Source organism: Polynucleobacter sp. AP-Capit-er-40B-B4 (assembly GCF_018882245.1).
In the GTDB taxonomy this organism is placed as follows: domain Bacteria; phylum Pseudomonadota; class Gammaproteobacteria; order Burkholderiales; family Burkholderiaceae; genus Polynucleobacter.
Window position 1 is genome coordinate 915,002 of record NZ_JACVOV010000001.1, and the last position, 20,671, is coordinate 935,672.

Sequence of the window (20,671 nt, forward strand, 5' to 3'; positions counted from 1 at the left end):
CCTTTGTTTCAATCTCAATTGTCACTACTTAGCGCCACAACCACGCCAGCCAAACACACTTCAAGGCAAGCAAATAAGTCACCAGCAAAGGGACCCAAAGCACGCCTGGGACTAAATACGCAATCCCAATAAACAACATTAAGGTCACGACGATTTTGATAAATTCGCCTGAAACTAATGCCGCTAAAAATCTTCCTGGATTCAATATTTGCGATTTTTTTGCCAACTCTAACCTTATTAAAAACAGGGTTGCAGGCAAGACGCTAATTAAACCACCTAAAAACGCCGACTGAGTATAAAGGCTTACCCCTACCGGCTCCCCAAAAATTGACCAAAACACCATGCTGATAGCTGTAATCAACATTTGGGCCAACACTATCTTCCAAGGTGAAAGGGCTCGGTACTTTGCTGCATTATTCTGCTGCAACGCAACAATTTCTTCCTTGCTGTAGACCCGAATGACTTCTTCTTCGGGCTCACCCCACTCATTTACCTCGGAAAATTGATTTTTTTGAGGAATCAATTTAGCCCCGAAAGTTTAATGTGTGCACTGCAATATGTCAAAGGATTTGGGGACATTTTTTGCCCTTATTTATGACTCAACGCCCAACTTTTTTAACAAAGAATCTAGCTCGTCGAATTGGCTAAAGCGAATTCTGAGCTCTCCACCTTTGCCTTTGAGCTTAAATTCCGTGCTCAAACCAATCAAATCCGCTATTTCCTGGGTTAAACGCTGCATATCGGGATCGGCATTCTTTGCTGAGCTACCAGGCTTACTTTTGGCTTTTTTGTCGCCTATTTGGCCGCCAGCAATCACCAAAGCAGCCGTCATTCTTTCGGCTTCACGGACAGATAAGCCTTGAGCAGAGATTCTTTGGGCTAGCGCAACCTGGCTAGAGCCTGGGAGAGGGAGTAGCGCACGGGCGTGGCCCATATCTATGTCGCCAGCTAGTAGCATGGCCTGGACTGGCTTTGCCAGCTGGGCTAGGCGCAGCAAATTGGTAATGGCGCTGCGGGATTTGCCCACTGCCTTTGCGGCCTGCTCATGCGTAAAGCCAAACTCCTCGATCAACCGAGCCAGACCCTGAGATTCTTCGAGGGGGTTTAAATCCTCGCGCTGCATATTTTCGACCAAGGCCATTGCTGCGGCAGCTTGATCATCAGCGCCAGAAACTAAAACAGGAACTTCTTTTAAACCGGCAATAGTAGCGGCACGAAATCGTCTTTCACCTGCAATGATTTCATATTTGCCAGGGGCGACCAAACGAACCAATAGTGGTTGCATCACGCCTTGCTCGCGAATACTTTCTGCCAACTCTTGTAAAGCGCCTGCTTCCATTTTTTGACGTGGCTGATATTTGCCAGCCTGAAGAGCGGTTAGCGGCAGACGGTTAATGTCGGTTGACGGGCTGGCTTGTTGAGTTTTTTCTCCAAGCAGGGCTTCGAGACCTCTACCCAAACCTTTTTTCTTAATAGCAACCATGTTCTCTATTTTCTCTTTAAAAATTACATCTGCTTAATACGTTCAACCATCTCAGCGCCAAACTCTAAATAGGCTTTTGCGCCACGTGATGACTTATCAAAAGCAACGCCAGGAAGCCCATAGGATGGGGCTTCGGCGAGGCGTACGTTACGCGGAATAATGGTCTTAAAAACTTTGTCGCCAAAGTGTTCAAGCAACTGATCGGAAACTTGCTGTTGCAATGTCATACGCGCATCAAACATCACGCGCAACAAACCAATAATGACTAAATCTGGATTTAAATTTGCGTGCACTTGTTTGATGGTGTTCACTAAATCAGACAAACCCTCCAATGCAAAATATTCACATTGCATTGGAACAATCACGCCGTTTGCTGCGCACAATCCATTGAGCGTTAGCAAAGATAAAGCGGGTGGGCAGTCAATCAAAATAAAATCGTAGTCATCAGCGACCTGCGCAAGCGCATCCTTCAATCGCACTTCGCGTAAATCCAAATCTACCAACTCAATTTCAGCGCCAGCTAAATCACGATTGGCTGGCAATACGTCATAGCCCGAACTTTCGCAACGCTGCGCACATTCCTTAACCGACGCCATGCCAATCAAAACTTGATAGACACTGGTATTTAAATCTGCCTTTTCAACTCCGGAACCCATGGTTGCATTGCCTTGGGGGTCTAAATCAACCAACAAAACGCGCTGTTTCAGCCCCGCCAAGCCTGCGGCCAAATTAACGGCGGTCGTGGTCTTACCAACGCCACCTTTTTGATTTGCGATACAGAATATTTTTGCCATAGCTACTTTTGGGTCTACTTAAGGGGTGAGGGTGGATTTTCTCACGGGGGCCAACACCAAAAGGCGTCGCTCCACCGCTAAATTGGGAATATGCAGGGGCTCATCGGCGACCAAACGCCACTGCTCCATGGAAACATCTTTCATTTCATCGTCTGCGCGTTTAGCCTTCATTGCGAATACCAAGCCATCAGGCTTTAGAAATGGCAATGACAACTCTAAAAAGCGTGCAAGATTGGTAAATGCACGAGAAATGACTGCATCAAATTGTGCTGGTTGCTGCACTGCAGCATCTTCTACTCGCTCACAGAGCACTTCAATATTTTTCAGCTTTAGCTTTCCGCGCACATGCTGCAGGAATGCCGTCTTTTTACGTATGGCCTCAATCAAAGAAAGCTGCCAATTCGGCTGAACAATTGCAATGGGGATCGCCGGCAAGCCGCCACCCGACCCTAGGTCTGCAATCTTTGGTGCAGTGCCTTTTAAAAACTGCCTCAACACTGGTAAAACTGCAATAGAATCAATGAGATGGAGCCTAATAGAATCGTTTTCCCCCTCAATTGCAGTGAGGTTATGAACCTGATTCCAGCGGCCCATTTCTTGTAAAAACAGCTCTAAATCGGCAACATTGCTCGCGCTTAATTTGAGGCCAAGATCCTCAATTCCTAGAGCAAGAAGCCCCTCACTCATGCGTTTCTTGAGTGCGCCCCAAGCCCTTTTTCAGATGCACCAACAAGAGGGAGAGGGCTGCGGGAGTTACACCTGAAATACGACCAGCTTGGCCCAAAGTTTCTGGTTTATGCAAATTAAGCTTTTGTTGCACTTCTTTGGACAAGCCAACAACATGCGAATAATCGAGTGATTCCGGGAGAGGGAATGTCTCATTGTGTTCTTGACGGGCAATTTCGGTCGCTTGACGCTCAATATAGCCCTGATATTTCACAGAAATCTCTACTTGGTCGCTGATTTGAGCAGCTAACCCAAGATCTTCATCCAAAGATTCTGGGGCCCACATTCCATCGCCAAGAGCAGTAATTGCCTCATATGTAATGCCTGGGCGCCTTAAAAGTTCAGCCAAACTACACTCATGGGAAAGGCCTTGCCCTAATAATTGGGAGACAAAGGGGGCAGCCTCACTCTTAGGGCCCACCCAAATATTTTGCAAACGGGATGTTTCACGTGAAACAGCCTCCTGTTTTCTGCAAAACACTTCCCAGCGATAGTCATCGACCAAGCCCAACTCTCGCCCAATGGATGTCAAACGCATATCAGCGTTGTCTTCGCGCAAGCTCAAACGATATTCGGCGCGGCTTGTAAACATACGATAGGGTTCTTGAACCCCGCGAGTGATCAGATCATCAACTAAAACGCCAATATAAGACTCGCTACGCTTAGGTAACCAAGGCTCTTTGCCCTTAGCTGCCAATCCAGCATTGATGCCAGCCAGCATTCCCTGCGCCGCAGCCTCTTCATAACCTGTGGTGCCGTTGATCTGGCCTGCAAAGTAAAGGCCGCCAATAACCCTAGTCTCCAGACTATGGCGCAACTGGCGCGGATCAAAGAAGTCGTACTCGATGGCATAGCCAGGGCGCACAATGACCGCAGACTCCATGCCCCGAATGCTTCTAACCAAGTCCCACTGCACATCAAAAGGCAGGCTAGTGGAGATGCCGTTTGGATAGAACTCATTGGTTGTTAAGCCCTCCGGCTCTAGAAAGATCTGATGACTGTTTCGAGAGGCAAAGCGATGAATCTTATCTTCAATGGAAGGGCAGTAGCGCGGACCAACACCCTCAATCACGCCCGTATACATCGGTGAGCGGTCCAAACCACCCCGAATAATGTCGTGGGTTCTCTCATTGGTGTGTGAAATCCAGCAAGGAACCTGTTTAGGATGTTGTTCAGGGCGGCCTAAATACGAAAACACCGGAACCGGGTCCAAATCCCCAGGCTGTTCCAGCATCACTGAGAAATCGATTGTTCTGCCGTCAATGCGGGGTGGGGTGCCAGTTTTTAGCCTGCCCTGAGGAAGTTTTAGCTCTTTTAACCTAGCCGACAAAGAAAGCGCTGCCGGATCACCTGCACGACCGCCAGCATAATTATTTAATCCAACGTGGATCTTGCCATCCAAAAAGGTACCCGCCGTAAGCACCACCTTTTTGGCCATAAACTCCAGACCCATTTGCGTAACAACGCCCTGCACCTCATCGCCCTTAACCAACAGGTCATCAACAGCAGCTTGAAATAGGCTTAAGTTGGGTTGATTTTCTAGGCGACGGCGAATGGCAGCTTTATATAGAACACGATCGCCCTGGGCACGGGTGGCCCTTACAGCAGGGCCTTTGCTTGAATTCAGGATTCGAAACTGGATGCCAGCCTCGTCTGTGGCGGCAGCCATCGCACCACCCATTGCATCAATCTCTTTTACTAAGTGGCCTTTACCAATCCCGCCGATGGAGGGGTTGCAACTCATCGCCCCCAAGTTTTCGATGCTATGGGTAATTAGTAGCGTGTCGCAACCCATGCGAGCTGAGGCAAGGGCAGCCTCAGTCCCAGCATGACCGCCACCAACCACAATGACATCGAAATTTTTGGAATAACGCATGATTTGCCTCAGATAGGGCGATGATCATAGCATTTTGTTTGTTTCACGTGAAACAAAACATCATAAATTTCTAGAAAATCAAAACGTTTATTTCTAAGTAATTGATTTAATTGGAAAAATAAGCATCCCAGGCAGACTTCAAAATTAGTACGCTCACGATAACTAAAAAAGCCTTTCTAACAAAGGTGCTGCCATGCTTGATTGCCAAACGACTTCCAAACTGACTGCCAGCAATATTGGCAACCATCATGGCAAACCCAAGGGCCCAATTAATTTGCCCCAGGCTTGCCAACATCAAAATAGCCGCCAGATTGGTTGCAACGTTCACCAGCTTTGTTGCAGCAGAAGCATGCAAAAAATCAAAGCTGAAGAATCGAACAAATCCAAACAATAAGAAGCTGCCCGTGCCGGGACCAAAGAAGCCATCATAAAAACCGATAGTTAAACCAAGAATTGTCGCTTTAAGCTGCTGAAAACGTCCGAGGATTTTTGGCGCATGAGCCTCACCGAGCGAAGGCTGAAACCAGGTGTACAACAACAGAAATAACAATACAAATGGCAAAGCCTTACGAAGCGGCTCTGCGGGAAAGTTACTTACCGCATTAGCACCCAACAACGAACCAACAAAACCCGCAACAATTGCAGGCCCAACAACAGCCCAAGGCAAAGACACATGTCGTAAATATCTACGCGCAGCGTTGAGCGTGCCGCCAACTGCTGACACCTTGTTGGTTGAGAGCAAGGTTGCTGGTGGCGCATCTGGATAGGCTGCAAAAAGGGCGGGGACCTGAATGAGGCCGCCACCGCCAGCCACCGCATCAACCAGCCCGGCAAAAAAAGCCATCGCTAGAAGCAACGGCCAGATGTAAATTGAAAATTCGATGAGAGTCTCTTTTAATTAAATGAGTATGACGCAATTAAAAATTGACGTCACACTAAAACCAAATAATAAAAGGAAAAAACAAAAATTAGTTTTTGTTTTTGAAGTGCGCAGCGATTTCACCAACAACGCCACGACGGAAGGCTAGAACGCAAATTACAAAAATAAATCCGGTAGCAATTGTGCTCCAAGATCCAATGTTGGCTAGATAATTTTGCAAACCAACCACAATTCCTGCGCCTACTACTGGGCCAAGAATGGTTCCCATTCCTCCGAGCAAAGTCATCAACACAACTTCACCCGACATGTGCCAATGAACGTCAGTAAGCGTTGCCAACTGAAACACTAAAGACTTCATTGAACCAGCGAGGCCAGCTAGCGCCGCAGAAATAACGAACGACATTAATTTAAATCGATCGACGTCATAACCCAAAGAAATTGCACGCGGCTCATTTTCACGAATAGCTTTGAGCACCTGACCGAATGGGGAGTGAACCGCGCGCATGATCAAAGCAAAACCAAACAAGAAAACGGCCAGCACAAAGTAGTACATCGCAACGTCATTTTTTAAGTCGATCAGACCAAATAGCATTCCGCGAGGTACGCCCTGAATACCATCCTCACCACCAGTAAAGGGAAGTTGAACGGCTAAAAAATAAATCATTTGCGAAAGCGCCAAGGTCACCATCGCGAAATAAATTCCTTGCCTACGAATAGCCAGAGCACCAATTAAGAAACCCAGAACTCCGGAACCAAGAACGCCCAAGATAATGCCCAACTCAGGAGAAAGGCCTGCTTCTTTGCAAAAGTAAGCGGTGATGTAAGCAGCTGTTCCAAAGAATGCAGCGTGGCCAAATGACAGCAAACCTGTAAAACCTAGAAGTAAATTAAATGCGCATGCGAACAATGCGAAACATAAAACCTTCATCGCAAACACGAGGTAAATAAAATCTTGGAACGGCAATAACAGTCCAATAAGGACCAAAATTCCATAAAGTAATTTTGTTTTTGGATTCATGCTTATTTCTCCCGCCCAAACAGTCCAGCAGGACGAACCAATAAAACAATTGCCATGATCACAAAAATCACAACGCCAGAAGCTTCTGGATAAAAGACTTTGGTCAAACCTTCAATCAAGCCTAAACCCAAACCAGTCAAGATGGCGCCCATGATAGAGCCCATGCCGCCAATCACCACCACCGCAAAAACAACAATGATGAGATTGGAACCCATTAGTGGGTTTACTTGAAAAATAGGGGCCGCTAAAACACCAGCAAAACCAGCCAAGCCGACGCCATAGGCGTAAGCCAAAGAAATCATTAAGGGAACATTAATACCGAAGGCCTGTAGTAATTTAGGATTTTCGGTTCCGGCGCGCAAATAGGCGCCTAACTTTGTTCTTTCAATGACATACCAAGTGGAGAAACAAACTACGAGAGAGATAATTACCACCCACACACGATATTTCGGCAAAATAATACCGAGAGACTCCAACGGAATGGCGCCCTGCAACATCTCTGGGGCTGGATAGCTCTCACCAGAGATTCCGTACCAGTGACGGAACATGCCCTCAATAATGAGTGCTAGACCAAAGGTCAGCAAAAGACCATATAGATGGTCTAAGTGATACAAGCGGCGCAACATGGTGCGCTCAAGAATTAAACCAAAGCCCGCCAAAACCAGCGGAACAACAATTAATGCAAACCAATAATTGATTGATAGCTCAGGAAAGCCAAGCCATTGGCTAATTTGAGTTAAACCAATCCAAGCAATAAATGCACCCATGGTGTACTGAGCACCATGCGCAAAATTAATGATGTTGAGAAGGCCAAAAATAATGGCCAATCCCAAACTCAATATGGCATAGAAAGAGCCATTAATAAGCCCCACCAAGAGCTGGGCAACCAGCCCTTGAGGGGTAATTCCAAGAAGTTCAAACATACTTAATAGAGATCAATTACTTGTTAGTAACCAGCTTGCATCGTGACAATGAAAGTGGTTGAGTTGCTTCAGCAGCAGGAATAACTGCCTTAACGTTGTAATAGTCCCATGGGCTCTTAGAGTCAGCCGGCTTCTTCACTTCTAGCAAATACATATCATGCTCAAACTTGCCGTCAGCACGAATCTTGCCTTTGAACAAACCATCATCAATGTTTGTAGACTTCAAAGCCTTCATCACCGCCTGGGTGTCATCGGTGCCAGCTTTTTGTACAGCATTCAAATAAGCAAGAACGGATGAGTAAACACCAGCCTGAACGCTGGAAGGCATACGCTTATGTTGCAAGATAAAGCGTTTTGCAAAAGCACGAGTCTTGTCGTCTTTATCCCAGTAAAAACCTTCTGTGAGGTACATGCCTTGAGCAGCATTTAAGCCCAAAGAGTGAACATCGGTAATAAACATCAACAAAGGCACAACGGTTTGCTTTTTATTGATACCAAACTCAGAGGCCTGCTTAACACTGTTGATGGTGTCTTGACCGGCGTTTGCCAAAGCAACTACGTCAGCACCACTAGCTTGCGCCTTCAATAGGTAGGAAGAAAAGTCGCTGTTTGGGAATGGGTGCTTGCTGGTTCCTAAAACCTTGCCGCCGTTCGCATTAACAACGTTGGTTGAGTCTTTTTCCAAAGCCGCGCCGAATGCGTAGTCAGCAGTAAGGAAGTACCAATTCTTTTTGCCTTGCTTTACAACTGCTTTAGCTGTGCCGTTAGAAAGCGCATAGGTGTCGTAGGTCCAATGAACGTTATTGGCAGTACATTTCTCGTTGGTGATTGGCAAAGAAGCTGCGCCAGAAACCAAAGTAATCTTGTTCTTTTGTTCAGCAACTTCCATTACAGCCAACGCAACGTTGGTTGAAACCAACTCAACAATAACGTCAACACCATCTTTGTCATACCATTCGCGAGCCTTGTTTGCGGCAATATCAGCTTTGTTCTGGTGATCTGCGCTAACAAGCTCAATCTTTTTACCAATAACAGTGCCGTCTTTTGAGAAGTCAGCAATCGCCATCTTTGCTGCAATTACGGCGCCTGGACCAGCCAAGTCAGAATAGGTTGAGGAAAGGTCGGTCAACACACCAATCTTAATAACATCGCCACTAACCTTCGGTGCGCTTTGCGCAAACACTGGGTTTGAACCAAACATGGTCGCCGCAACCAGACACGCGGTTATTTGCTTTAACTTCATTGCCATCTCCTATAGAAATCCACTAAACACCAAGATACTCATTTAATAAAGCTGCTTTTTCAGCAAGCTCATTCTGCTTTACAACCTCAACCACATTTCCATGCTCAACAACATAGTGGCGATCAGCCAAAGGTGCCGCAAAACGGAAATTCTGCTCAACCAAAACAATGGTGAAGCCCTTGTTGCGCAGACTGGTTACAACTTCGCCAAGCTTTTGCACAATAACCGGAGCCAAACCTTCGGTAATTTCATCAAGCAGCAAAAGTTTTGCGCCGGTTCTCAGAATGCGAGCCATTGCTAGCATTTGCTGCTCGCCCCCCGACAATCGAGTGCCCGGACTATTGCGTCGTTCGTAAAGATTTGGGAACATCTCATAAATCTCATCCAAACCCATGCCGCCAGGAGCGATCTCCGGCAAAAGCAACAAATTCTCTTCGGTGCTTAAGCTTGCAAAAATTCCTCTTTCTTCGGGGCAAAAACCTACACCCAAGCGCGCGATCTTGTAGGTGGGCATCGCAATCGTTTGTGTGCCATAAATCTCTATCGAACCAGTTCTCTTGCTGGTTAAGCCAAGAATGGTTTTGAGAATGGTGCTTCTTCCGGCACCATTTCTTCCAAGCAAGGTGATCACCTCTCCATCTCGAACGGCAAAATTTACGCCGTGCAAAATGTGTGATTCGCCATACCAAGACTCTAGATTTTTAACCTCTAATGCCATGGTGCTCATAGGTTGTCTCCCCCATGGCTTCCCATGTAGGCCTCAACAACCAATGGGTTGTTAGAAACCTCGTGATAAGAACCTTCGGCCAAAACTGAGCCGCGCTGCAACACTGTGATTCGATCTGCAATAGAGGAAACAACTTTCATATTGTGTTCGACCATCAAGATGGTGCGCCCTTTGGCCACACGATCAATTAATTCGGTTACGCGCTCCACATCCTCATGGCCCATGCCCTGGGTTGGCTCATCCAAGAGCATTAGCTCCGGCTCCATAGCCAATGTGGTTGCAATTTCGAGCGCCCTCTTGCGGCCATAAGCCAGATTTAAGGTTTCTTCGTGCGCAAAATCTTCCAACCCAACCTCATGAAGAAGCTCCAGGGCGCGCTCGTTTAAAACATTTAAAGAGTTGCCAGACCTCCAAAAATGAAACTCGGTTCCCAATCCTCGCTGCAGTGCAACACGAACATTCTCAAGGACTGTTAGGTGCGGGAAAACCGCTGAAATTTGAAAGGATCGAATGACGCCGCGTCGTGCAATTTGAGCTGGGGCCTCTTTAGTAATATCAAAACCATTAAATAAGATTTGGCCGCTACTAGGCTCTAAAAATTTAGTGAGCAAGTTAAAGCAGGTAGTTTTGCCGGCGCCATTAGGCCCAATCAAAGCATGAATGGTTCCCCGGGTGACGTCCAGGTTCACATCGGTGACCGCAGAAAACCCCTTAAATGATTTTCCCAGTCCAATTGTTTTTAATATTATTTCTTGCAATCTCATACCCTCTACCCCCTACTTGGGAGCAAGAATACGAGGATACTCCAAGATAGCTTCGCTATATATAGCAATAACCCTAAACGGCTTGGGGAAGACAAACAAAAAATGTTTAAGCTATTTTTTGAAATTGTTGAATTGCAGAACGAGCCATGTCATCGAGAACATCAACCGGGACCCGTTGAGCGCCCTGCACAATCATCAACGCATAAGGCTTAGCTAGAGCTGAGGCCTCAGGACAAAGTCGCAACTCGTCACCCTCTGAAGGTGGTTGGCTACGCCAATAATTGATTGCCGCCTCTAACTCTTGAATTGTTACAAACAGCATAGGAATTTTTACTTCTCTTTTGTTGCCAACATGGTGCCGCGACAGTTTTTGGCACCACAACGGCACTCATAGTCTTTTTTCATTTGCTTGGTAATTTTTCCCTCAATATCTAGTGAATAGTCATAAAACAACTCTTCGCCAACTTTGAGGGCGCGCTTTGCGTAAATAAACACTCTTGGCTCGCCATCGAAAGCATCTTCTCGGGTTTCGCAACTGGGTTTGCAGGAGTGATTGATCCAACGCGCAGCATTGCCGCCATACTTGGCATCGATAACGCGACCATCTTCTAATGAAAAGTAAAAGGTATGGTTGGGGTCTTTGGGATCATGTGGATGACGCTTTTCAGCCAACTTCCAACTAATGCGCTCACCCTTATATTCAATGATTGCTTCACCCTTTTTAATTGGCTTCGCAACAAAAACACCTTTGCCATGAATTGGGGAGGATTTAACAACAATAGAAGATCTATCCACCTTTGGCGGTTTTTGTTTTTTGTCAGCCATTTTTAAACGTCTAAGTTACGAGCAATCAGGGCGTTCTTTTCAATAAACGCACGACGAGGTTCAACCTCATCCCCCATTAATGTTGTAAAGACTTGGTCTGCAGCAATCGCATCTTCAATCTTTACTTGCAAAAGCGTTCTTGAGCTTGCATCCATGGTGGTTTCCCATAGCTGCGATGGATTCATCTCGCCAAGACCTTTGTAGCGTTGACGACTTAATACGCGCTCTGCTTCAGACAACAACCAAGCAAAAGCAGCCCTAAAGTCGCTAATGGTTTGCTCTTTTTGGTTTTTATCTGGATCACCGCGACGAACCTTGGATCCCGAAACAACTTTGCCAGATAAAACGGCGGCCGCATTTGCAAGGCTTTGGTAATCATCGCCATGCACAAAGTCAGAGTTGATGGAAGACAGTTTTAGGTTTCCATGAATTCGGCGGGAGAGTAGTAACCGGAAACGCTCTGTGCGGTCTTCCTTTTGCACAATAATTTCTGGTGCCACAGCCAACGGGTTTAAGGAATCAGCAAGAGCCTGTCTTAAACGATCAGCGGATTCATTTGCAGATTTTTCAGTGTCCAGATTTAACGAAGTGCCCGAAGCAATGGCGCGCAAGGCGTCTTCATCAATGGTGCGCGATAGTCGGTCAACAATCGACTGGATCACTTGATAGTGTTTTGCCAACTCATTTAATGCGTCGCCTTCAATAACTTCGCCGGAAGGTGTTTGTAGAGAGGCGGTTTCAAGAGCAATCTTCAATAACAATTGGTTTAGCTCATTGTCATCTTTAATGTATTGCTCGCTCTTACCAAACTTCACTTTGTAAAGCGGTGGTTGAGCAATATAAATATGGCCGCGCTCAATTAACTCAGGCATCTGTCTATAGAAGAAGGTTAATAGGAGCGTACGAATGTGACTGCCGTCAACGTCCGCGTCGGTCATGATGATGATACGGTGATAACGGAGTTTGTCTGCTTTGTATTCTTCAATCCCAATGCCCGTACCAAGAACGGTTATTAAGGTAACTACCTCTTGGCTTGCAAGCATTTTGTCAAAGCGGGCTTTTTCAACGTTAAGAATTTTGCCTTTTAAAGGAAGAATTGCTTGGAAGCGACGATCGCGCCCCTGCTTAGCAGATCCACCCGCAGAATCACCCTCAACAATAAATAATTCAGATTTTGATGGGTCTTTTTCTTGGCAATCAGCTAACTTTCCAGGCAAACCCAGTCCATCTAATGCGCCCTTGCGACGAGTCATATCGCGCGCTTTGCGCGCGGCCTCACGAGCACGGGCTGCGTCAACAATCTTGCCGCACAAAATCTTTGCGTCTGCTGGGCGCTCTTGCAAATAAGCACTTAAAGCCTCAGCAACAATTTCCTCTACTGGTCCACGAACCTCACTTGAAACCAACTTATCTTTGGTTTGACTGGAGAATTTTGGTTCTGGCACCTTTACTGATAAAACGCAGGCCAAGCCTTCGCGCATATCATCACCTGAAATTTCTACTTTTGCTTTCTTAGCAACTTCGTTTTCATCAATATATTTATTAATGACACGAGTCATTGCTGCGCGCAAACCAGTTAAGTGGGTTCCGCCATCGCGTTGCGGAATGTTATTAGTAAAACAAAGCACTTGTTCACTAAAGCTGTCATTCCACTGCATTGAGACTTCGGCAGTGATTTGCCCACCGAGATCAGAGGGACGAACACCTTCTGCATAAAAAATATTGGGATGTAAAACGTTTTTAGTTTGATTGATGTACTCAACAAACCCTTTAACACCGCCAGAGAAGGCGAAGTCTTCTTCTTGACCTGTGCGTTGATCAATCAATTTGATATGAACGCCGTTATTTAAGAAAGAGAGCTCACGAATGCGCTTTACCAAAATTTCATAATGGAACTCTACGTTTCCAAAAATTTCTTCATCAGCTAAGAAGTGAACTTCAGTTCCAGAAAGCTCTGTATCACCTGTAACGGTGATTGGGGAAACTAAAACACCATTTTCATCAACAACATTACGGTTTTGAATAACACCGCGCGCAAATTCCATGTAATGCGCTTTGCCGTCACGACGAATAGTTAACTTTAACCATTTGGATAATGCGTTTACACAACTAACACCTACGCCGTGTAGACCACCAGAAACTTTATAACTGTTTTGATCGAACTTACCACCAGCATGTAGTTCAGTCATAACGATTTCAGCAGCACTTCGCTTGGGCTCATGCTTATCGTCGTATTTAATGCCTGTAGGAACACCGCGCCCGTTATCAACAATAGAAATTGAGTTATCAGTTTGAATAACTACGGTAATTTCGGAGCAATACCCTGCTAAAGCTTCATCAATTGAGTTATCCAACACTTCAAAAACGAGATGGTGTAAGCCGGTTCCATCAGAGGTATCTCCAATGTACATACCAGGACGTTTACGAACAGCCTCAAGACCCTCTAGGATTTGAATCGATGCAGCGCCGTACTGCTCTACTACTTTTTTTTCTTCAGTCATTTTTTTCTAAGTTAAATACGCATTGGCATCACAACATACTTAAAGCTCTCTGAGCCAGGCAGAGTAACTACAGCACTACTGTTCGCATCACCCAAACTAATTTGAATCTTTTCATTTTTAAGGTTTGATAAAACATCAAGTAAGTAACTTACGTTAAAACCAATCTCTACTGCATCACCTGTGTACTCAGTCTCAATCTCTTCTTGCGCCTCTTCTTGTTCAGCGTTAGTTGATTGAATTGTGATGCGATTGGGGGATAAAGAGAAACGAACACCTTTGAATTTATCGGTTGTCAAAATGGCAGCACGTTGCAAAGCTGATTGCAATGCATCCCTACCAACCACTAATGAGTTTTTCTGCCCTTTAGGAATCACTCTTTGGAAATCTGGGAACTTACCCTCAACTAATTTTGAAATTAACTCGATATCACCAAAAGAAAACTTCACTTGGTTTGCAGTCAAACTAATCTCAAGAGGTTCATCAGAGTCTTCCAACAAGTGTTGACATTCCAAAATGGTTTTACGTGGAATAATGATCTCTTGTTTCTGACCTGAACCAGATGGTGCCTCAGCTAACTCAACTTGTGAATAGGCAAGACGATGGCCATCAGTAGCAACAGCAACAACATCCTTACCCTCAACAACCAACAACATACCATTCAAGTAGTAACGAATATCTTGTTGGGCCATTGAAAAATGCACTTGGCTAATCAGTTGACGGAAGCTCTTCTGAGACATTTTCCATGCAGCAGTAACTTCACCAACGCTTTGCATTACAGGAAACTCGGTTGCAGACAGTGTTTGCAAAGAGAAGCGACTCTTACCGCTCTGAACCACCATCTTGTTATCTTTTAAATTTAAAGAAACTGGGCCTTCAGGCAAAGCACGCAAAATATCCAACAATTTTCTTGCGGCAACAGTAGTTGTTACATCTTCAGAACCAACACCAAAATTGGCATTAGTTGTAATTTGTATCTCAATATCAGTAGAGATAAAAGAAACTTTCTCACCAACTTTTTTAAACAATAGATTTGCCAAAATTGGCAATGTATGTCTGCGTTCAACAATTCCACTAACAACCTGAAGAGGTTTTAGTAAGTTATCGCGTGAAGTGTTAACGAGTTGCATTGCTTTTAAATCCTTGTATATATCTTAGTAGTAATAGTAATAAGGGTTTGAAAATCCGTGGATAAGTCAAAAACCCTCTATAAAACAACACCTTAAACGCTAAAAAACCTGTGGAAAACTCTTGTATAAGCACTGCATAAAACGGGGATAACTTTTCATCAATACCCTATTTTTGCATGAAGCTGAGACTTTCCACAATTTATCCACATGTAATCCCCAAACTTATCCCTAGGGTTGTCCACAGCCTTATCCACAAGCCAAAATTAAGCTTTTAAGGTTTGTTCAATAACGTGAATTTCATGGTTCAACTGACTGTCATGCGCACGCTCATCTGCAATCTTTCGAACCGCATGTAAAACCGTTGTATGATCCCTGCCGCCGAACAACTCCCCAATCTCCGGAAGGCTTTTTTGTGTCAACTCTTTAGCCATAAACATCGCTATTTGGCGGGGTCTGGCTATGTTTGCTGGGCGCTTCTTTGAATACATATCCGCAACCTTGATGCTGTAAAAATCAGCAACAGCTTTTTGGATGTTTTCTACAGAAATTTGGCGGTTTTGAATGGAAAGCAAATCTTTCAAGGCCGTTCTAGCAACCTCAATAGTTACCTCTTTGCCATGAAAGCGCACAAAAGCCAATATTTTTCTTAAAGCCCCCTCCAGCTCCCTAACATTTGACCGAAGGTGCTTTGCCACAAAGAAGGCCACATCTTCACTCATGGGGATGCCCTCATTAATTGCCTTCTTCATCAAAATGGCAACCCGCATCTCTAGTTCTGGCGGTTCAATCGCAACTGTTAGCCCTGAGTCGAAGCGCGATATAAGGCGATCGTCGATTCCCGCCATTTCTTTGGGATAGGTATCGCTGGTAATAATGACTTGAGATTTATTGCTCAGCAAGGCCTCAAAGGCATAAAAAAATTCTTCCTGAGTCCTCGATTTACCACTGAAAAACTGAATATCATCAATTAGTAGTAGGTCTAGCGAATGGTAGTAGCGCTTAAAGCGGTCAAAAGCCTTTTGTTGGTAGGCCCGCACTACGTCAGAAACGTATTGCTCAGCGTGTATGTATCGAATTCGAGCGTTAGGTTTTTCTTTAAGAAGGTGGTTTCCAATCGCATGGATTAAATGCGTTTTACCTAAACCAACGCCACCGTATAAAAACATCGGGTTGTACGAAGTGCCTGGATTGTGAGCCACTTGAATTGACGCAGCTCTTGCCAATTGGTTTGCTTTACCGGTTACAAATGTCTCGAATGTGAGGTTTGGGTTTAGCTTCGAGTGGTCCTCAATCTCAAAATTCCCTTCCTCGACAGAAATAACAGGCTCCAAAACTTCTGGAGCAACAATTTTTTGTTGTGCCTCCTCGGGCGCGATGGTTGTTTTGCTCTCCGGACTTGCCTCGGTCGCCAATGTAAATCCTACATTTATGGGGCGACCAAAGTATTGAGACGCCAACTCTTGAAAGCGGTCGGCAAAAGTCTTCTTAATCCAATCCAACTTAAAGCGGTTTGGAGCCCCTATTGTTAGTGAGTCATCACTTTCAACAAAAGATAATAGCGTAAGGGGCTGAATCCATGTTTTAAACTGTTGGGGTGACAGTTCGCGAGATAAAATGCCAACGGCATCATCCCAAAACCCCAGTGGGCTAATTGAATTCAAGGCGGGGGGATTGTGTAAGTTGCTCATATTTTTGGAGGATCCATTGTAGCGATCCCCCAAAGTTATCCACAAGCTACAAAAACGTGGAAAACCTGTGGATAACTTGTGAATAATAGAAAATTCTCTATTTAAATTAATGATTTAAGAGAAATTTAGACAAAAATAGAGAAAAACACCTACATATTCATCAAGATAGATTGACCTTTTGCTCTGCAACAAGGAAAATACTTGGTTTTCCAGGGATCGATCATGAAAAGAACTTACCAACCCTCAGTAACACGTCGCAAGCGCACTCACGGCTTTCGTATTCGTATGAAAACCAAAAGCGGACGCGCAGTTTTAAACGCACGTCGTGCAAAAGGCCGCAAGCGTTTGGCTGTTTAATTTAGCCATTGAATAGCGCTAGGATTTCTGAATTACTAAAAATACGTCCCCAGACAAGCTTGTACTGGGGTGTATATGCTGCATCTACCCAAGAGGGCGCCAAGCCTGACTTGGGGGTTGCTGTAGCAAAGAAGTTGGCCAAAAGAGCGGTTGACCGAAACCGCCTCAAGAGAATGATTCGCGAATTGGTTTGGGCGGCTCAAGCCAACACATTAAATAAAGATGTTGTTGTTAAGCTTAAAAAGCCAATCGGTCGCGAAACGCGAGGCAGACTTAGAAAAAAAGAAAAAGAAATTCTGCGCACTCAAATTTCAGGGTTAATTTAAGGTGCGTGTTTTAAACAATGTGGCAATAAAGTTGGTAAAAATTTATCAACTAACATTAAGTCCATATGTAGGGATGCACTGCAAATACGTACCCAGTTGTTCGCAATATGCTTGTGACTGCTTTAGTCATTACGGATTTTTAAAAAGCCTTGGATTAATGGTGTGGCGCATCTTGCGCTGCAACCCGTGGTCACATGGTGGTTACGATCCTGCTTTAAAAGATACAAAAACATCAACTTAAGTGAATGTAAATGGACTTTAAAAAAACAATTCTTTGGGCTGTATTCTCGATGTCGGGTCTTATGCTCTACAACAATTGGCAGGTCCATGAAGGCAAGCCATCTTTATTTGGTGGCGCTCCAGCCAGCGCCCCAGCGGTTGCCGATAAATCAGCTGTAGCCAACAAGGTTGATGTTCCTGCTCAAATCTCAGGATCGCCAACTGTTGCTGCAACACCTGCCGTAAGCGGTGGCGCGATTGAAGGCGCAGAAAAGTTCACGTTACAGAACGATGTTTTGGTGTTAGAGATCAGCGCAAGCGGCGCAAACGTTGTTGATGCAAAGCTATTGAAATCTTTGACCGCAGAAAATAAGCCGGTTGAATTATTCCAATACACGCCAACACATAAATACTTTGCTCGCTCAGGATTAATTTCCCTTGGAAATAATGATCTTCCAAACCACACCAGCGCATTTAAGTTGGCTCAATCTGGCAAAGATGGCTCGGGCAGACCGTTTGCTGTTTTTATTGGTGAGCGTAATGGCGTTAAGTTGGAAAAAACATTCATTCTTAATCCGGGCAGCTACGTTGTTGATGTTGGGCATCGCGTTACCCAGTCAACAAACAATCCAAACCCACTCGTTCTTTACACGGAGATTGTGCGTGACGGATCACAAGAGCAAAAAATCGGACCCTTTGATGGCGCCTTTTCTGCTAGTACCTTTACTGGACCTGCTGCCTACACGGATAAAGAAAAGTTTAATAAGCTTGAGTTCACAGCAATTGATAAAAATAAAATTACCATCCCTACGCAAGTAGCTGCTGGTGAGCCAGCCTGGATTGCAATGGTCCAGCATTACTTCGCAAGCGCATGGATTCCTGCCGACAAGGTTGCACGCGATATTTACGCTGGCAGAATCGACAATGGTCTCTATCGAATTGGTATGCAAACTCCCCTTGGTGTGGTTGCCTCAGGTTCTTCGGTTGTGGAAAAGGCCAGGTTATTTGTTGGCCCACAAGAAGAGCGTGTTTTAGAAACTATCGCCCCTGGATTTGAGTTGTTGAAAGACTATGGCTACTTAACTATTTTGGCCAAACCAATTTTTTGGCTCTTGGATAACATCCATTCTTATGTTGGTAACTGGGGCTGGTCAATCATTCTTTTGACTATCTTAATTAAATTAGTGTTTTTTCCGTTATCCGCTGCAAGCTACAAATCAATGGCGCGCATGAAAGAAGTGCAGCCCCGTTTGGTAGCCATGAAAGAGCAGTACAAGGGTGAGCCACAAAAACTCAATCAAGCCATGATGGAGATGTATCGCAAGGAAAAGATCAACCCGCTGGGCGGTTGCTTGCCAGTGCTGATCCAAATCCCAGTGTTTATTTCCTTGTATTGGGTTTTGTTGTCTTCAGTTGAGATGCGCGGGGCGCCTTGGGTGTTGTGGATTCACGATCTTTCTGTGCCGGATCCGTACTACATCCTCCCAGTCATTATGGCCGTCTCAATGTTTGTGCAAACTAAATTGAATCCAACGCCACCGGACCCAATTCAGGCGAAGGTCATGATGTACATGCCAATTGTTTTCTCAATCATGTTCTTCTTCTTTCCTGCCGGCTTGGTTTTATATTGGGTAGTAAATAATTTGTTATCAATTGCACAGCAGTGGCAAATTAACCAAATGTTTGGAAAAAAGCCCGCTAAGTAATTTGCGGGCTGCATAAAACTTTGTAATAAGTAGACAGCAATGATGACGAGAAAATTGCCTATCATTGCTGTCGCAACCGCACCAGGTAAAGCTGGCGTGGGCGTTGTTCGCATCAGCGGACAAAATCTACAGCCCATTGCAAACTCTCTTTTTAAAAAAACACTTTCACCGCGTCAAGCTAACCTATTAACGCTGTGTGACGAACAGGGCGATGCAATTGATCAGCTTATTGCTATTTACTTTGCTGGACCAGCCTCATTTACAGGCGAAGATGTTTTAGAGCTTCAGTGTCATGGTGGGCCACAACTACTTGAGTTGGTAATAAAGCGCTGCCTTGAGTTGGGAAAAGACGAGGGGCTTGTTATTGCAGAGCCTGGCGAATTTACTTTGCGCGCTTATCTAAATAATAAGATCGATTTAACTCAAGCAGAGGCAATTGCTGATTTGATTGATGCACAAAGCGAAGCGGCTGTGCGAGGAGCGGCGCGCTCTTTGCAGGGCGCTTTTTCCGATGATATTAATAATCTCATTGAAGAAATTACACAACTCAGAATTTTGGTTGAATCGACCCTGGATTTCCCAGAGGAAGAGATTGAGTTTTTAGAAAATGCTCAAGCGCGCCAACGTTTGGTGGCTGTAAAAGAAAAGCTAAAGACCCTACGGGCTGGCGCCAAACAGGGAAAAATCTTGCGAGATGGGATCCAGCTGGTTTTAGCTGGGGCTCCTAACGTTGGGAAAAGTTCGCTACTAAATCGGCTGGCGGGCGAAGAGGTTGCCATTGTTACGCCCATTGCTGGAACTACCCGTGATCGAGTGAAGGAAAGCATCACGGTTGATGGCGTCCCAATGCACATCATTGATACCGCGGGTTTAAGGGAAACATCCGACATTGTCGAAGCAAAGGGGATTGAGAGATCTTGGGATGCTATTCGCCTTGCCGATATGGTGATTTTTTTAACTGATGCCCAAGCGGGCACCCAAGAAGATGAGCTAAAAGCCCAGATTTTGAAGGAATTACCCTCTAAATGTCCGGTGCTGGAAGTTGTCAATAAGGCAGATTTGTTGCCGGAGTCTCCCAAATTGCCGTCCGATCAAGCTTTGCTGATTTCCGCAAAAACTGGGGTTGGAATAGATCGGTTGAAGCAGAAGATTTTGGAGCTCGTGGGTTGGGATGGCCCTCAAGAGGGCGCAATCTTGGCGCGCAGAAGGCATTTAGACTGCATAGAGCGAGCCGCCGAACATATTGAAAAATCAGAACAATTTGCCTCAAATGGCAACAATTCGCTTGAATTGTTTGCAGAAGAGCTATCTTTAGCGCAAAAACACCTTGGTGAAATCACTGGCAAACTGCTCCCGGACGACCTCTTGGGCAAAATCTTCAGTCAATTCTGTATTGGCAAGTAAAGGGTTTGTGCGGTGTGGGGGCGGGGGTAAAAATTCACCCAAAATGATAAAATTGCTGGATTAAAAAATTCAATCTTCATAGGG

At 45.1% G+C, this 20,671-nt stretch carries 21 protein-coding genes; 5 read left to right on the plus strand and 16 right to left on the minus strand.

Going from position 1 to position 20,671, the window contains the following annotated elements; all coding sequences use genetic code 11:
* Positions 1-28: 28 nt before the first annotated feature.
* The 16 genes from ICN19_RS04665 to dnaA form a co-directional block, all read right to left on the minus strand.
* On the minus strand, positions 29-523 hold the full coding sequence (locus ICN19_RS04665; protein ID WP_216245928.1) for an ATP synthase subunit I: 495 nt from the start codon (positions 521-523) through the stop codon (positions 29-31).
* Between the two features lie 69 nt (positions 524-592).
* Complete coding sequence (locus ICN19_RS04670) at positions 593-1,483, minus strand: ParB/RepB/Spo0J family partition protein (protein WP_216245929.1); 891 nt, start codon at positions 1,481-1,483, stop codon at positions 593-595.
* Between the two features lie 23 nt (positions 1,484-1,506).
* Entirely contained in the window at positions 1,507-2,277 is a 771-nt protein-coding gene (locus ICN19_RS04675) for a ParA family protein (RefSeq protein ID WP_216245930.1), read from the minus strand.
* An 18-nt stretch (positions 2,278-2,295) separates the two neighbouring features.
* Positions 2,296-2,964 (minus strand): 16S rRNA (guanine(527)-N(7))-methyltransferase RsmG, encoded by a 669-nt coding sequence (rsmG, locus tag ICN19_RS04680; RefSeq protein WP_216245931.1) that lies wholly within the window; start codon positions 2,962-2,964, stop codon positions 2,296-2,298.
* Positions 2,957-4,879: a tRNA uridine-5-carboxymethylaminomethyl(34) synthesis enzyme MnmG gene (gene mnmG, locus ICN19_RS04685; protein ID WP_216245932.1), complete on the minus strand. Its 1,923-nt coding sequence runs from the start codon at positions 4,877-4,879 to the stop codon at positions 2,957-2,959. Before mnmG ends, rsmG begins: the two co-directional genes overlap by 8 nt.
* Before the next feature lie 106 nt (positions 4,880-4,985).
* A complete protein-coding gene (locus tag ICN19_RS04690) occupies positions 4,986-5,723 on the minus strand; it encodes a TSUP family transporter (protein ID WP_216245933.1) in 738 nt (245 codons plus the stop codon).
* A 124-nt stretch (positions 5,724-5,847) separates the two neighbouring features.
* On the minus strand, positions 5,848-6,777 hold the full coding sequence (locus ICN19_RS04695; RefSeq protein WP_216245934.1) for a branched-chain amino acid ABC transporter permease: 930 nt from the start codon (positions 6,775-6,777) through the stop codon (positions 5,848-5,850).
* A gap of 2 nt (positions 6,778-6,779) precedes the next feature.
* Positions 6,780-7,700: a branched-chain amino acid ABC transporter permease gene (locus tag ICN19_RS04700; protein ID WP_068320040.1), complete on the minus strand. Its 921-nt coding sequence runs from the start codon at positions 7,698-7,700 to the stop codon at positions 6,780-6,782.
* 16 nt (positions 7,701-7,716) lie between these two features.
* Positions 7,717-8,943 (minus strand): ABC transporter substrate-binding protein, encoded by a 1,227-nt coding sequence (locus tag ICN19_RS04705; protein WP_216184962.1) that lies wholly within the window; start codon positions 8,941-8,943, stop codon positions 7,717-7,719.
* Between the two features lie 22 nt (positions 8,944-8,965).
* The gene (locus tag ICN19_RS04710) at positions 8,966-9,670 is read right to left on the minus strand and encodes an ABC transporter ATP-binding protein (RefSeq protein WP_216245935.1); all 705 of its coding nucleotides are present in this window, start codon (positions 9,668-9,670) and stop codon (positions 8,966-8,968) included.
* A complete protein-coding gene (locus ICN19_RS04715; RefSeq protein WP_216245936.1) occupies positions 9,667-10,434 on the minus strand; it encodes an ABC transporter ATP-binding protein in 768 nt (255 codons plus the stop codon). The genes ICN19_RS04710 and ICN19_RS04715 overlap by 4 nt, the downstream gene beginning before the upstream one ends.
* Positions 10,435-10,540: 106 nt before the next feature.
* On the minus strand, positions 10,541-10,756 hold the full coding sequence (locus tag ICN19_RS04720) for a DUF3717 domain-containing protein (RefSeq protein ID WP_216245937.1): 216 nt from the start codon (positions 10,754-10,756) through the stop codon (positions 10,541-10,543).
* An 8-nt stretch (positions 10,757-10,764) separates the two neighbouring features.
* A complete protein-coding gene (locus ICN19_RS04725) occupies positions 10,765-11,259 on the minus strand; it encodes an SET domain-containing protein (RefSeq protein ID WP_216245938.1) in 495 nt (164 codons plus the stop codon).
* Positions 11,260-11,261: 2 nt separating this feature from the next.
* Positions 11,262-13,760 (minus strand): DNA topoisomerase (ATP-hydrolyzing) subunit B, encoded by a 2,499-nt coding sequence (gene gyrB / locus ICN19_RS04730; RefSeq protein ID WP_216245939.1) that lies wholly within the window; start codon positions 13,758-13,760, stop codon positions 11,262-11,264.
* A gap of 11 nt (positions 13,761-13,771) precedes the next feature.
* Complete coding sequence (gene dnaN / locus ICN19_RS04735; RefSeq protein WP_216245940.1) at positions 13,772-14,887, minus strand: DNA polymerase III subunit beta; 1,116 nt, start codon at positions 14,885-14,887, stop codon at positions 13,772-13,774.
* A gap of 263 nt (positions 14,888-15,150) precedes the next feature.
* Complete coding sequence (gene dnaA, locus ICN19_RS04740; RefSeq protein WP_255536928.1) at positions 15,151-16,575, minus strand: chromosomal replication initiator protein DnaA; 1,425 nt, start codon at positions 16,573-16,575, stop codon at positions 15,151-15,153.
* 222 nt (positions 16,576-16,797) lie between these two features.
* Between dnaA and rpmH the strand changes: the two genes are divergently transcribed.
* Genes rpmH through mnmE form a run of 5 tightly spaced genes read left to right on the plus strand, consistent with a single transcriptional unit; the run spans position 16,798 to position 20,587 of the window.
* Positions 16,798-16,932 carry a 50S ribosomal protein L34 gene (gene rpmH, locus ICN19_RS04745; protein ID WP_011903922.1) on the plus strand — a complete coding sequence of 45 codons (135 nt, stop codon included), beginning with the start codon at positions 16,798-16,800 and terminating at the stop codon, positions 16,930-16,932.
* Between the two features lie 8 nt (positions 16,933-16,940).
* Positions 16,941-17,258, plus strand: a complete 318-nt coding sequence (gene rnpA, locus ICN19_RS04750; protein ID WP_255536929.1) for a ribonuclease P protein component — start codon at positions 16,941-16,943, stop codon at positions 17,256-17,258.
* A gap of 19 nt (positions 17,259-17,277) precedes the next feature.
* Complete coding sequence (yidD, locus tag ICN19_RS04755; protein WP_216861292.1) at positions 17,278-17,499, plus strand: membrane protein insertion efficiency factor YidD; 222 nt, start codon at positions 17,278-17,280, stop codon at positions 17,497-17,499.
* A gap of 10 nt (positions 17,500-17,509) precedes the next feature.
* On the plus strand, positions 17,510-19,183 hold the full coding sequence (gene yidC, locus ICN19_RS04760; RefSeq protein ID WP_216245942.1) for a membrane protein insertase YidC: 1,674 nt from the start codon (positions 17,510-17,512) through the stop codon (positions 19,181-19,183).
* A 42-nt stretch (positions 19,184-19,225) separates the two neighbouring features.
* On the plus strand, positions 19,226-20,587 hold the full coding sequence (mnmE, locus tag ICN19_RS04765) for a tRNA uridine-5-carboxymethylaminomethyl(34) synthesis GTPase MnmE (protein ID WP_216246049.1): 1,362 nt from the start codon (positions 19,226-19,228) through the stop codon (positions 20,585-20,587).
* Positions 20,588-20,671: the final 84 nt, after the last annotated feature.

Coding starts and splice junctions, on each gene's coding strand:
- ICN19_RS04670 (WP_216245929.1), bottom strand. CDS start 1,483: ATGGTTGCTATTAAGAAAAAAGGTTTGGGTAGAGGTCTCGAAGCCCTG.
- ICN19_RS04675 (WP_216245930.1), bottom strand. CDS start 2,277: ATGGCAAAAATATTCTGTATCGCAAATCAAAAAGGTGGCGTTGGTAAG.
- rsmG (WP_216245931.1), bottom strand. CDS start 2,964: ATGAGTGAGGGGCTTCTTGCTCTAGGAATTGAGGATCTTGGCCTCAAA.
- mnmG (WP_216245932.1), bottom strand. CDS start 4,879: ATGCGTTATTCCAAAAATTTCGATGTCATTGTGGTTGGTGGCGGTCAT.
- ICN19_RS04690 (WP_216245933.1), bottom strand. CDS start 5,723: ATGGCTTTTTTTGCCGGGCTGGTTGATGCGGTGGCTGGCGGTGGCGGC.
- ICN19_RS04695 (WP_216245934.1), bottom strand. CDS start 6,777: ATGAATCCAAAAACAAAATTACTTTATGGAATTTTGGTCCTTATTGGA.
- ICN19_RS04700 (WP_068320040.1), bottom strand. CDS start 7,700: ATGTTTGAACTTCTTGGAATTACCCCTCAAGGGCTGGTTGCCCAGCTC.
- ICN19_RS04705 (WP_216184962.1), bottom strand. CDS start 8,943: ATGAAGTTAAAGCAAATAACCGCGTGTCTGGTTGCGGCGACCATGTTT.
- ICN19_RS04710 (WP_216245935.1), bottom strand. CDS start 9,670: ATGAGCACCATGGCATTAGAGGTTAAAAATCTAGAGTCTTGGTATGGC.
- ICN19_RS04715 (WP_216245936.1), bottom strand. CDS start 10,434: ATGAGATTGCAAGAAATAATATTAAAAACAATTGGACTGGGAAAATCA.
- ICN19_RS04720 (WP_216245937.1), bottom strand. CDS start 10,756: ATGCTGTTTGTAACAATTCAAGAGTTAGAGGCGGCAATCAATTATTGG.
- ICN19_RS04725 (WP_216245938.1), bottom strand. CDS start 11,259: ATGGCTGACAAAAAACAAAAACCGCCAAAGGTGGATAGATCTTCTATT.
- gyrB (WP_216245939.1), bottom strand. CDS start 13,760: ATGACTGAAGAAAAAAAAGTAGTAGAGCAGTACGGCGCTGCATCGATT.
- dnaN (WP_216245940.1), bottom strand. CDS start 14,887: ATGCAACTCGTTAACACTTCACGCGATAACTTACTAAAACCTCTTCAG.
- dnaA (WP_255536928.1), bottom strand. CDS start 16,575: ATGAGCAACTTACACAATCCCCCCGCCTTGAATTCAATTAGCCCACTG.
- rpmH (WP_011903922.1), top strand. CDS start 16,798: ATGAAAAGAACTTACCAACCCTCAGTAACACGTCGCAAGCGCACTCAC.
- yidC (WP_216245942.1), top strand. CDS start 17,510: ATGGACTTTAAAAAAACAATTCTTTGGGCTGTATTCTCGATGTCGGGT.
- mnmE (WP_216246049.1), top strand. CDS start 19,226: ATGACGAGAAAATTGCCTATCATTGCTGTCGCAACCGCACCAGGTAAA.